This window comes from uncultured Chitinophaga sp., from assembly GCF_937874145.1.
Lineage (GTDB): Bacteria > Bacteroidota > Bacteroidia > Chitinophagales > Chitinophagaceae > Chitinophaga.
Map to the genome: position 1 here is coordinate 22,391 of NZ_CALNBI010000207.1, position 11,682 is coordinate 34,072.

Annotated in this window: 11 protein-coding genes; 8 read left to right on the plus strand and 3 right to left on the minus strand. The window is 51.7% G+C overall.

The window, feature by feature from the left end; genetic code table 11:
- Positions 1–23 precede the first annotated feature (23 nt).
- A complete protein-coding gene (gene topA, locus Q0510_RS09830) occupies positions 24–2,375 on the minus strand; it encodes a type I DNA topoisomerase (RefSeq protein WP_298710538.1) in 2,352 nt (783 codons plus the stop codon).
- Positions 2,376–2,586: 211 nt separating this feature from the next.
- Between topA and Q0510_RS09835 the strand changes: the two genes are divergently transcribed.
- The 8 genes from Q0510_RS09835 to Q0510_RS09870 all read left to right on the plus strand — a co-directional run bounded on the left by Q0510_RS09835 (position 2,587) and on the right by Q0510_RS09870 (position 9,578).
- On the plus strand, positions 2,587–3,348 hold the full coding sequence (locus Q0510_RS09835; RefSeq protein WP_298710540.1) for a DUF2520 domain-containing protein: 762 nt from the start codon (positions 2,587–2,589) through the stop codon (positions 3,346–3,348).
- 70 nt (positions 3,349–3,418) lie between these two features.
- The gene (locus Q0510_RS09840) at positions 3,419–3,940 is read left to right on the plus strand and encodes an HAD hydrolase family protein (protein ID WP_298710542.1); all 522 of its coding nucleotides are present in this window, start codon (positions 3,419–3,421) and stop codon (positions 3,938–3,940) included.
- A 31-nt stretch (positions 3,941–3,971) separates the two neighbouring features.
- Positions 3,972–4,913: a geranylgeranylglycerol-phosphate geranylgeranyltransferase gene (locus Q0510_RS09845; protein ID WP_298710544.1), complete on the plus strand. Its 942-nt coding sequence runs from the start codon at positions 3,972–3,974 to the stop codon at positions 4,911–4,913.
- A 2-nt stretch (positions 4,914–4,915) separates the two neighbouring features.
- Positions 4,916–5,485, plus strand: coding sequence for a nucleoside triphosphate pyrophosphatase (locus Q0510_RS09850; RefSeq protein ID WP_298710545.1), 570 nt, complete (start codon positions 4,916–4,918; stop codon positions 5,483–5,485).
- Between the two features lie 296 nt (positions 5,486–5,781).
- On the plus strand, positions 5,782–6,663 hold the full coding sequence (locus Q0510_RS09855; RefSeq protein ID WP_298710547.1) for a hypothetical protein: 882 nt from the start codon (positions 5,782–5,784) through the stop codon (positions 6,661–6,663).
- A 37-nt stretch (positions 6,664–6,700) separates the two neighbouring features.
- Positions 6,701–7,633, plus strand: a complete 933-nt coding sequence (locus tag Q0510_RS09860; RefSeq protein ID WP_298710549.1) for a hypothetical protein — start codon at positions 6,701–6,703, stop codon at positions 7,631–7,633.
- Positions 7,634–7,749: 116 nt separating this feature from the next.
- Positions 7,750–8,604, plus strand: a complete 855-nt coding sequence (locus Q0510_RS09865) for a hypothetical protein (protein WP_298710551.1) — start codon at positions 7,750–7,752, stop codon at positions 8,602–8,604.
- Between the two features lie 176 nt (positions 8,605–8,780).
- Positions 8,781–9,578 (plus strand): hypothetical protein, encoded by a 798-nt coding sequence (locus Q0510_RS09870; RefSeq protein WP_298710552.1) that lies wholly within the window; start codon positions 8,781–8,783, stop codon positions 9,576–9,578.
- Positions 9,579–9,651: 73 nt separating this feature from the next.
- Here Q0510_RS09870 and Q0510_RS09875 read toward each other — a convergent pair whose 3' ends face one another.
- Positions 9,652–10,836, minus strand: coding sequence for a homoserine dehydrogenase (locus tag Q0510_RS09875; RefSeq protein ID WP_298710553.1), 1,185 nt, complete (start codon positions 10,834–10,836; stop codon positions 9,652–9,654).
- Between the two features lie 2 nt (positions 10,837–10,838).
- Positions 10,839–11,682: PLP-dependent aspartate aminotransferase family protein (locus tag Q0510_RS09880; RefSeq protein ID WP_298710555.1), on the minus strand; the 844-nt coding region annotated here is incomplete at its 5' end.

Genomic DNA, 11,682 nt, shown 5'->3' on the forward strand with positions numbered 1-11,682 from the left:
GTCTTTAAGTTACGATTTTTTGGCTAGTCCGCTTTCTTTTTGCGGGGCGGCGCCTTTTTCTTCGGGGGATTGGCTTTCAGCTCTTCGATGATGGCTTTGGCTTCTTCCACGGTGATATCGGCGGCGGTCTCATGTTTTTCTTTCGGCAGCTTGTAATTGCGCAGGCCCACCTTCAGGTAGGGGCCGTACGGCCCTCTCAGCACCTGGATCTTCTCCTTCTCGAACACTTTGATGGTGCGCTCGTCTTTGGCCTGGCGTTTCTCCACGATGAGCGGCGCCACTTCCTCGAGCTCCACGGTGTAAGGGTCCATTTCCTTTTTGAGGGAATAGAATTTCTTGTCGTGTTGTGCGTAAGGCCCGAACCGGCCGATGTTCACGGCTACCTCGGTGCCTTCGAACAGTCCGAGGGTACGGGGCAGGCGGAACAGGTCCATCTCTTCGTCGAAAGTGATCGTTTCGATGCTCTGGGTCTGCTTCAGTTTGGCGAAACGGGGCTTCTCCTCGTCTTCCACCTTACCGATCTGCACCATGGGGCCGAAGCGGCCCATGCGGGCGGTAACTGGCTTGCCGGACGCGGGATCTTCGCCCAGGAGGCGTTCTCCCTTCACCCTTTCGGCTTTTTCCAGCGTTTCCTCTACATTATTATGGAAAGGAGCGTAGAAGTCCTGGAGCATCTTGTTCCATTTCTTCTTGCCGCCGGCGATTTCGTCAAATTCTTCTTCGATGCGGGCGGTGAAGCCATAGTCCATCACCCGGTCGAAATATTGTTTCAGGAAGTCGGTCACCAGCATGCCCAGGTCGGTCGGGAAGAGTTTGGACTTCTCCGCGCCGGTATTTTCCTGGTCGGTGACTTTGCTGATCTGGTCGTTTTTGAGCCACAGGATGCGGAAATCCCTTTTCACGCCTTCTTTGTCGCGCTTCTCTACGTAACCGCGTTTTTGGATGGTGGTGATGGTGGGGGCGTAGGTGGAAGGGCGGCCGATGCCGAGCTCTTCGAGTTTCTTCACCAGCGAGGCCTCCGTGTAGCGGGGTGCGGGGCGGGTGAAGCGCTCGGTGGCTTTCATTTCCTTCATTTCCAGCGCCTGTTTAACGGCCAGGGGGGGTAGTACGCCTTCCTGGTCGTCTTCGTCGCCATCCTCATCGTCGCGGCCCTCCATATATACTTTCAGGAAGCCGTCGAATTTGAGCACTTCGCCGCTGGCGGTCAGCTCTTCGTGGTTGGTGGAAATATCGATTTTGGCGATGGTTTTTTCCAGCTCCGCGTCCGACATCTGGCTGGCGATGGTCCGTTTCCAGATCAGTTCATAGAGGCGCTTGAGGTCGGAATCGTCGACCGAAGCGTTTTCCATGTAAGTCGGGCGGATGGCTTCGTGCGCTTCCTGTGCATTTTCGTTTTTGTTTTTGTATTTGCGGGATTGATAGTAGCGGTCGCCCCAGTTTTTATGGATGGCTTTGCTGATATCTTCCATGGCTGTATCGGAGAGGTTCACGGAGTCCGTTCTCATGTAGGTGATCTGCCCGGATTCGTAGAGTTTCTGAGCCAGGAGCATGGTTTTGGACACGCTGTAGCCCAGTTTGCGGGAGGCTTCCTGCTGGAGGGTGGAGGTAGTGAACGGTGCGGCGGGGGATTTCTTCCCGGGCTTCACGGTCACGTCTTTCACCGTATAGGCGGCACCAACGCACTGGGTGAGGAACTTCTCGGCGTCTTCGGCGGTTTTGAAGCGGGAGGGGCCGTCGGCTTTGAAGGTGATGGTCCGGCCCTGGATATCTTTGGCCAGGAACCAGGCTTCCACTTTAAAGCTGCTCACCGTCTCGAACTGGTTGATCTCGCGCTCGCGCTCCACGATCAGCCTTACGGCTACGGATTGCACGCGCCCGGCAGACAGCGAGTTGCGCATGCTCATTTTGCGCCAGAGCACGGGCGACAGCTCGAATCCCACGATGCGGTCGAGGATGCGGCGGGCTTGCTGGGCGTTCACCAGGTTCATGTCGAGCAGGCGGGGCGTACGAACGGCTTTTTCGATGGCGGGTTTCGTAATCTCGTGAAAAACAATGCGTTTGGTAGAAGAAGGGTCGAGGCCGAGTACTTCGCAAAGGTGCCAGGATATGGCTTCCCCTTCGCGGTCCTCATCCGTTGCCAGCCAAACCTCCTCGGAGTCCTTCACCAGTTTTTTCAATTCCTTGACAACCTTTTCCTTGTCATCCGGTATTATATATTTCGGCTTGAAATTATTCTGAATGTCGATTCCCATGTCATCTTTCTCCAGGTCACGGATGTGACCGAAAGAAGATTTCACTTCAAAATCTTTTCCTAATATTTTTTCGATAGTCTTCGCCTTTGCCGGGGATTCTACAATCACGAGATTTTTAGCCATGAACGCCTTTTTATGTCTGTAATTACGCTAAAATTTGTACAAATATTACAAATCCGATTGGTGCAATTATATAAAAGTAGGTTGATATAAAAAATAGCAAAGGTTAAATACTTGATTTATAGCAATCAACAGTCACGATATTATTATATTATCTCCTTTTCGCCGAAAGACGCTTATATTACATATTCAATTTTTAATTACATCGAACGCCATGGACATCGTCATTATAGGATCCGGAAACGTAGCGCATTGTTTTGGCCACTTCATGAAGCTGCATGGCCACCCCGTCAAACAAGTCATCAGCCGTAACAGGGAAAACGCCCGCCTGCTGGCGGAAACCCTCGGCGCCGAGCACTCCGCCGACCTGTTCGACATCCACATGGAAGCGGATATTTACCTCCTGGCAGTGGGAGACGATGCCCTCGTTCAGCTGAACAATGATCTCCGCCTGGGCCGCCGCATCGTGGTGCATACCGCCGGCGCCGTGCCTTTATCGGCCATTTCGAACATTTCGGCCAACACCGGCGTGCTGTACCCCCTCCAAAGCATCCGGAAAGAGAATAAATCCTACCCCGAAATCCCCCTGCTCCTGGAAGCCTCTTCCGACGAGGTGCAAAAGCGCCTCCAGGCCCTGGCCCAAAGCATCAGCGGCAGCATTTCCATCATGAGCTCGGAACAGCGGCTGCAAATGCACCTGGCCGCCGTTTTCTGCAACAATTTCACCAATCACCTCATCGCCCTGGCCAAATTCTACTGCGAGCAGGAAGGGCGCGACTTCAGCCTGCTGGCCCCCATCATCCGGGAAACCTTCCAGCGGCTCGATAAGTTCCCGCCTGAAAGCGTGCAAACCGGCCCGGCGATCCGGAACGACGAGCGGACCATGGCCCTGCATGAGTCCCTCCTGGCCAGTTACCCGTCTATGGCGCAGATTTACCCGCTCCTGTCGGAAAGCATCCGGCAGTTCCATAAATGATTGGCGGTCTCCCGATTAACAGATATTTTTGCGCACCGGCCCCCGGCCGGCCAACGCAGAACAGACAGTTATGAACGTATTGGAACATTTTTCCCGCATCCGCACTTTCGTATTCGACGTAGATGGCGTGCTGACCGACGGCACCGTACAGCTCCTGCCCGGCGGCGAGCTGAGCCGGAAGATGAGCATCCGCGACGGGTACGCCCTGCAGCTGGCGGTGAAAAAAGGCTATCGCCTCGCGATCATTTCCGGCGGCAGGTCGGAAAGCGTGGTGACGAGGCTCAACGGATTGGGTATCACCGACGTATACACGGGCGTGGCCGACAAGGTAAACCGTTTGGAGGCCTACGCCCTGGAGCACGACCTGCAATGGGACCAGATCCTGTTCATGGGCGACGATATCCCCGACTACCGCGCCATGCAGCTGGTAGGCCTGGCCGCCTGCCCGGCAGATGCCGCACCGGAGATCAAATCCATCAGCCGGTATATTTCGCCGCTTAACGGCGGAGCCGGCTGCGCCCGCGACGTGATCGAGAAAGTGCTGAAGCTCAACGGCGACTGGCAGCTCGACGAAGGCATCCGCGCCAAATAGCAAACCGGATTCTCCATATATAAAACGACTTATGACCCTCATCGCCGCTTTTTTCAGGATGATCCGGTACCCTAACCTGATCTACATTGCCCTCACGCAATTGCTGTTGCAGTTTTGCGTGGTGGCGCCCGTGCTGCAGAAGAGCGGGCTGGAGCCTTCCCTTTCGTGGGCGCATTTCGCATTGCTGTGCCTTTCCACCCTCATGGTGGCGGCAGGCGGATATATCATCAACGATTATTTCGACATCAATATCGACCTGGTCAACAAGCCGGAAAAGATGGTGGTGGAAAAGATCATCAACCGGCGCTGGGCCATGGCCTGGCATACCATGCTCAACATGGCCGGCGTATCGCTGGGCTTTTTGGTGGCTTTCAAGATCGGGCAGTTTTACCTGGGCTTCATCCAGGTGATCTGTACCATGCTGCTGTGGTTCTACTCCACGTCCTTCAAGCGCCAGGTCATTATCGGCAACGTGGTGATCTCGCTGCTGACGGCGTTGAGCGTGGTGGTGGTGGGTTTTTATGAGAAACAGATCTACGAGAGCTTCGAGGCCATCCTTTCGCCCGCGGGGCGCAAGCTCATCCAGATCATCGGGATTTACGCGCTGTTCGCGTTCTTGCTGTCGATGATCCGTGAAATCGTGAAGGACATGGAAGATATGATCGGCGACAGCAAAGACGGCTGCCGGACGCTGCCGATCGTATGGGGCGTAAAGAAGACCAAAAACTTCACCATGGTGCTCATTCTCACGCTGGAAGTGCTGCTGCTGGTGCTGATGGGCGTAACGTATGCCCGTGAGTGGTATGCGGCCGTGGCGTATGTGGGGCTGTTCGTTGTGTTCCCGCTGGCCTGGTTCATCCAGCGCCCGCTGGCGAAGGCTTACCAGCCGGAGCATTACCATTCCATTTCCACCTGGATCAAGATCGTGATGCTGACAGGTATTTTGTCGATGGTGTTCTTTAAAATCATGTAACCATGTATTCCCGCAAGCCCGTTATATTGGCAAGCCAAAGCCCCCGCCGCGCGCAGCTCCTGGAGCAGGCCGGCATCCCCTTCGAAGTGAAAGTGAGCGAAGCCGACGAATCGTGGCCCGAGGGAATGCCGGTGCCTGAAGTGCCGGAGCACATCGCCCGGCAGAAAGCGAAAGCCGTACAGGCGTTTTACGGCGCCGAAGCGATCATCATCGCCGCGGATACCATCGTGGTGCTGGATGGCGATGTGATCGGCAAACCTGCCGACCGCGACGATGCCCTGCGTATTCTCGGGCGCCTCAGCGGCCGGGTGCATACGGTGATCACGGGCGTGGTAATCGTCAGGAACGGGGAGGAGCAGGCGTTTTCACAAACCACCGAAGTGCATTTCAAGCCCCTGACAGAGGAGCAGATCGCCTACTACGTTGATAACTACAAACCTTACGATAAAGCAGGCGCGTATGCCATCCAGGAATGGATCGGTGCGGTGGGGATCGCCGGGATCAATGGCGATTTTTATAATGTGATGGGGCTCCCCGTCAGCCAGGTGGCGGAAAGGCTGGCGAAGATGTGATTGCCTGTATTATTTTGTTGACGGCCTGTTCCCAAAAATAAAGTTCAGGTTTTTATTTAAACTGGAAATCAAGAGTAATTTATATTTTATTTATTGCTATATTTGCGGGGTAATGCATTTTGTTGTCCGAACCATGCTGTGAATGTGAATGCGCTAAATATTAACCTGAACCTATGAATAAGAGCATTCCGGCTTTTTCCGGCAATCAATATCTGACCTGGCATTTTTATTCACCGTTTTAGGTCGAAACGCTAACGGCGGAATGATTGACCCATGTTTGAAAACCATTTATCCCTATGAATAAATTCTACTTTGCTGTCGCATTTGCGACATTGATCTTTGCAGCCTCCTGTACCCCTAAGAACGATCCCGAATTGGAGCCTACGCCTGACGTTGCGAAGGATAATTATTATCTGCATGGTTATTTGAAACAGTACCGGTACAACAATACAGCTTTCGATGAAGGCTCCTATTTTAAAATCGAATACAACGCCGATTCAACTGTCCGGAAGATTATCGCCTATAGTGGTAAATCAGCAGAAACGGGAGTGGTTTACTTTGAACTGCCCGAGTATTTGAATCGACAGATGGTTAAGATGGAAATATCATCACCAGGAGAAGGCGTGGAATTCAAGACGGAATTTGAATATCAGAACGGCAAGTTGATTCGCGCCGTTCATTATAATATTGCTGACGTTCCTACCCTTCATCATATAGATTCGCTATTCTATGATGGTAACGGCCGCCTGTCGATCTGCATTTTTAACCAACCCAGCACCAGGATACGCGATATCACTGAGATAACCTGGGAGAATGAGAACGTAGTGGATCTTAAGACATATCGGAAGGAGGTGAGCGACCGCGCGCTGCTAAGGCACTACACATACGAATATTTGGATCAGCCGAATTTCCTGAAAACAATGGCAGTTTATGATTACGAGCGGCATTTTAACGCCATATCAAATGGAGATATTACATATTTAAGCCGCCAACTTTGCAAAAAAGAATATTCAAACTTGTCGCAATGGACCAGGGATACCACACACAGGCAATACACCTTTACTGAAAACGGCTTGCTTAAGACCATGCAGCTCACGAGTGTATCCGAAGGAGGGCAATTTGGAAGGGAAGTAATGACTTTCCTCACTACATATGACGTCCGTAAAATAGAAAAATAACCTGTCCTGAACTCCCAAAAACAAGTTTCATTAAAGTATGATTAAGTATTACTGGGCGGTTCTGCTTATGGCCGGATGCCTGGCCTGCGCCAAGGAAGAAACGCCACCACCACCGCCTCCTACCGAGCCGGAACCGGAAGTGCCCGTTCCCCTGCCGGAAAGGGTACTTTTGACAAAAATTAAGGATGTAATAGTAGGGAGTCCTACAGACACTACCTGGCAGATTATCACATACAACAAGGATTCGACCATTGCATTTTACAGGCACCTTAGAACCTCTTCGCGCTACACGGATACTTTTTTCAATAATTTTTACCCGACATATGAAATGGGTAAACTTATTGGAATTGAACAGCTGGGGAACGGTCAGCCCAAAAAAGTACCGATGTTCAACTTTGAATACGAAAATGGGAAACCCAGATATTACCGCGAATTTCTCCTCACCAGCACGGAATATGCCGAAACGCTGGAAGGTGTTTGGGGATCTTTTGAATTTAATGCGCCGGGTGGTCAGTTATCACTTTACTGGGAAGACAAGTTCGTGCTGGAATATGGTTACCGTAACGAACTTACCTGGACGAATAATAACATCAGTGAGCTGAAGCAGTTCAGGGTGCAGGGTGGCGTGTCAACATTAAGTGCCAGGCTTGTTTTTACTTACGGTACTCAGGTGAATAGCTTGAAATCCATGGTCCGGGATGCTTTCCTCTGGCACCTGGCCTATTTCACACAGCGTACAGAGTTCGACGGATATGCCTCCCTGAACCAAAACCTTTATACCCGCCTGGAGCATTTTTCAGGCAAAGGGAGTCTGGCATATCTGACCGACGTGCAATATTTTGTTAGTGACAAACAGGTTCTGGATTCGGCGCTCTATACGGTGAAGGAATATGGCGCCAATGGCCGGGTGCTCACTACGATACAGCGTAAGCGGTACTTCGTGTATGAAAACGTAAATCGCCCTGAATAGAATTGTTCCTGATATCAAGTTGTTCGTATCGACAGGCGTTATGTTTTCCGCAAAACATAGCTAATAGGCAGGGAATTACAGGTGTGTTTGCCTAAAAACTAAATATAAGATAATCTATGAAAAAACTCGTCGTGCCTGCGGCAGCTGTGGTATTATTGGCTGCGTCCTGCTCCACAAAGAATGAAGTACCCGAAAACCCGGAACAACCAAAGGAAACCTGGTATCTCAATGGTTGGACTTATAATGGAACATACGGTGGTTCCACCCACTATCGCTATCAGGTTCATTACAATCCAGATTCCACCGTAAAACAGGTAGATGAGTTTGATGGTCCTTTGGAATCTTCGGTAATGGATTATCAACATGCCATGACTTATGATAACGGCCAGATAACTGCTTTGAAGTACGGCGATCCGGGAACGATACTTGAAGATGACCGTAGGTTTTACTACAAAGACGGTAAACTGGTTCGCATAGATCATCTCAAGGGACAGTTTAGTATGACAGACTCGCTGTACTATAATGGGAGCGGGAACCTAACCAGCAACTTGAGGGTTCATGCCGGAGGCAGCCGGATGCTTGATGAAATCATCACTGAAAACGGAAACGTGATGGAAGTGAAGAAATATGATTTGAACGGAGGTGGTAAAACTTTACGAGCAACTATCAGATTTAAGTATGACCTCCTTAAAATGAATCCTTTTAAATCTGTCCTTAAAGCAGATTATTTCTTCCTCGTTCAGAGTTACGTTGATCTTCAATGGGAGTACTCAGCAAAGAATCAACCGGTATATAGAACCTTGGAGCATGCAGGATCCCCCGGAATATTGGATACCATGCATTTTTATTTTAAATACAATGATAGACAACTACTTGATTCTATTCGGATCCTTGACATCGAACGCTCCGGAGGATTAGACAGGATCGTATATGAGAATCTATACGGCCTCAGATATAGTAAAAAACAGTAAAGGTAATATTACCGTGTACGTATCCGGCCTGGCCGGATACGTACATATGCTGACAATGTCACGCCTGCGCCCGATGTTGTCAAATATTTGAAATGTCCTATTTCTTAGCCGCCGTAATGCACCGCCATCGACCGAATCCCTAATTCCAGAATTTCACGTTACCTCAACCAACACCTATGAAAATAATGCTACCCGCAACGCTCCTGGTGGCGCTGGCGGCATGCAGCAAGAAGGATGTAAACACTGCCCCCGGCCCCGTAATCCCTGTCTGGAAACTGACGGAAATCGCAGGGTCAGGGTTCACCACCGTTTTTTACTACAACCCCGCCGGAGAACCCTCCGCCTGGGCCACCCATGCTCCTGCAATAACTGACTCCACCACGGTAAGCTGGGTAAACGGGAAGCCCCGGTTCACGTACCTCTTCTTCAACCAGCAACAACGCATCGACAAATCATACCTCTTCTCCGGTGACCATCTCACCCGCATTCAATACCACAATTTCGATCATGCCGGCCAGTGGACCGTCACCGATTACGATTCCCTCGTCTACGAAGGCAACCGCCTCGCCGAGCTGCACGTCGTGAACGCGGGCGCACGCAACCAATTGTTCAGGCTGCATTGGGATAACGGGAACATCACCCGTTGCGACAGCTACGACCTGCATGGCGAAACCGAAATACTGACGGAAACCACCGCTTATGCCTACAACAGCGAGCCCGCACTGGCCAACGCCTTCCAGCCCTGGTTTTATTTCATTTACACGAAACACCAGTTCCCCGTCCTCAGCGCCAACGAACTGATCCGGGAAGAACGGTTCTCGGCTACGGGAAACCTCCGCTGGAGAAACACCTACGGCCCTTCCTATCAACGCGAAGGACGGCTGGAAAGAATGACCAGGCTGCACGAAGACTTCTCCCTTCCCGCCACCGAAAATTCCGCTAAAAATTATGTTTACCGGCAAAAACATCCGTAACAGTAGGTAGTTGATAGCAATAAAAAACGGTCCGCATGTGTGCGGACCGTTTTTTTATCCAGTGAAAGAAAGATTAATTTTCCAACACCAGCAAATTCACGTCTTTATTCTTCAGCCATTTGGCTTCTTTGAGTTTCTGCAGGTTGATGGTGCCTACTACGTAACGGCATTCCGGAGATTCGTATTTCTCGGAGATGTTGTAGAAGGAAGCGAGGTCAACCTGGTCGGGCGATTTGAAGCGGAGGTAGACTTTCAGCTGCACGTCGTTGGTGAACGAGGGCTGGTTCTGCTGCTTGATCTTCTTGTATTCGTAGCGGTAATTGTACAGTAAAGCGGAGATATCGCTCAATACGGCCGAACCGGTGGCGGTACCGCCCGCGCCTTTGCCCACGAAGAACTGCTTGTCGGTGAAGGCCGATTCCAGCAATACACCGTTGTATTCGTTGTACACATCATAGAGCAGGTTGTGCTCGCGGATGAGGTGGGGAAGCACGTATGCGTTGACGCTGCCGTTCTGGCGGCGGCAATTGGCGATGAGTTTGATGGTGCAGTTGCGCTGGCGGGCGAAGTTGATATCGAAATCGTTCAGGTGGTTGATGCCGAAGTTGAACACTTCTTCCGGTTTCACGAAGGTGCCGAAGGCATGCAGCAGGAGGATGACGATTTTGAATTTCGGGTCGTAGCCTTCCACGTCCAGGGTGGGATCGGTTTCGGCGAAGCCCAGGTCCTGCGCTTGCTGGAGCGCGGTTTCGAAGCTCAGGTGTTCTTCGAAAATTTTGGTGAGGATGTAGTTGGTGGAACCGTTGCAGATGCCTTCCACGGCGTTGAGCAGGTCGTTGTCGTAGTACTCTTCCAGGTTGCGGATGATGGGAATGCTGGCGCAGCTGGAAGCTTCGTAGAGGAAGGGCACTTTGTTCTCGACCTGCAGCTGGTAGAGCGTGGGGAGGTTTTCGGCGATCATGCGCTTGGAGGCGCTCACCACGGCTTTGCCGTTGCGGAGGGCGGTGCTCACGATCTCGAAGGCGGCTTCGGTTTCGTTGATCAGCTCCACTACCACGTCGATGGTGGGATCGTTGAGTATCTCATTGGCGTCCGTCGTGAAGTAGCTCATGTCGATCGGGCGCGGCTTGTTCGGGTCTTTGATGCAGATTTTCTTGATCCGGGCGTTGATGCCTTTTGTTCTGTTCAGCACTTCATACAGGCCCTGGCCTACGCAGCCGAAGCCGAAAATGCCGAGATTGATAGTCTTCTGTTCCATATTTATTGCAGTACGGTAATTTGTTTGCCGATAGGCTGGTTAAGTTTATCTAAAGCTTGTTTGAGATCGTTTATCAGGTCCTCCGCGTCTTCGATCCCGATCGAGAGGCGGATGCAGGAATCCTGGAGGCCTGCCTTGCGGCGGAACTCTTCCGGGATATTGCGGTGCGTCATGGTCACGGGGTGGGCCAGGAGGCTCTTCACGCCGCCGAAGCTTTCGGCCAGTTTGAAGAGTTTAGTGGCGTTGACGATGCGGATGGCGTTTTTGATGAGGTCGTCTTTCAGCGAAAAACTGATCATGCCGCCGTAGCTTTTCTGCTGCTTCCGGGCGATATGATGGTTTTTATGCGTGGCCAGGCCGGGATAGAAAACCTTATCCACGGCCGGGTGCGTGGTGAGCCAGTTGGCGATCGCCATGGCGTTGGCGCACTGTTTTTCCAGCCGCAGGTGAAGCGTTTCGATGCCGCGGATGGTGAGCCAGGCTTCGAAGGGGCTGAGGATGCTGCCGGAAATGTTCTGGTTGAACCTGACCTGGTCGGCCAGGGCTTTGTTATTCACGACCACGAGCCCAGCGATCACGTCGGTATGCCCGGCCAGGTATTTGGATGCGGAATGGATGACGATATCGGCTCCGAGGGGAATGGGCTTCTGCAGCAGGGGGGTGCTGAAGGTATTGTCCACCACCAGCAGGATGTTATGCTGCTTGGCGATCTTGCTGATAGATTTGATATCAGAGATCTTCAACGTAGGATTGGTGGGAGATTCCAGCCAGATGATCTTTGTTTTCGGTGTGATCTTCTTTTCGATTTCATCCGGGTCAATACATGCCGTGCGGAAGTCCACGTCG

What these genes read in the sequence shown, in the direction of transcription:
- Q0510_RS09835 (WP_298710540.1), top strand. Translation starts at nt 2,587, where the DNA reads ATGGACATCGTCATTATAGGATCCGGAAACGTAGCGCATTGTTTTGGC.
- Q0510_RS09865 (WP_298710551.1), top strand. Translation starts at nt 7,750, where the DNA reads ATGAAAAAACTCGTCGTGCCTGCGGCAGCTGTGGTATTATTGGCTGCG.
- Q0510_RS09875 (WP_298710553.1), bottom strand. Translation starts at nt 10,836, where the DNA reads ATGGAACAGAAGACTATCAATCTCGGCATTTTCGGCTTCGGCTGCGTA.
- Q0510_RS09840 (WP_298710542.1), top strand. Translation starts at nt 3,419, where the DNA reads ATGAACGTATTGGAACATTTTTCCCGCATCCGCACTTTCGTATTCGAC.
- Q0510_RS09850 (WP_298710545.1), top strand. Translation starts at nt 4,916, where the DNA reads ATGTATTCCCGCAAGCCCGTTATATTGGCAAGCCAAAGCCCCCGCCGC.
- topA (WP_298710538.1), bottom strand. Translation starts at nt 2,375, where the DNA reads ATGGCTAAAAATCTCGTGATTGTAGAATCCCCGGCAAAGGCGAAGACT.
- Q0510_RS09855 (WP_298710547.1), top strand. Translation starts at nt 5,782, where the DNA reads ATGAATAAATTCTACTTTGCTGTCGCATTTGCGACATTGATCTTTGCA.
- Q0510_RS09845 (WP_298710544.1), top strand. Translation starts at nt 3,972, where the DNA reads ATGACCCTCATCGCCGCTTTTTTCAGGATGATCCGGTACCCTAACCTG.
- Q0510_RS09870 (WP_298710552.1), top strand. Translation starts at nt 8,781, where the DNA reads ATGAAAATAATGCTACCCGCAACGCTCCTGGTGGCGCTGGCGGCATGC.
- Q0510_RS09860 (WP_298710549.1), top strand. Translation starts at nt 6,701, where the DNA reads ATGATTAAGTATTACTGGGCGGTTCTGCTTATGGCCGGATGCCTGGCC.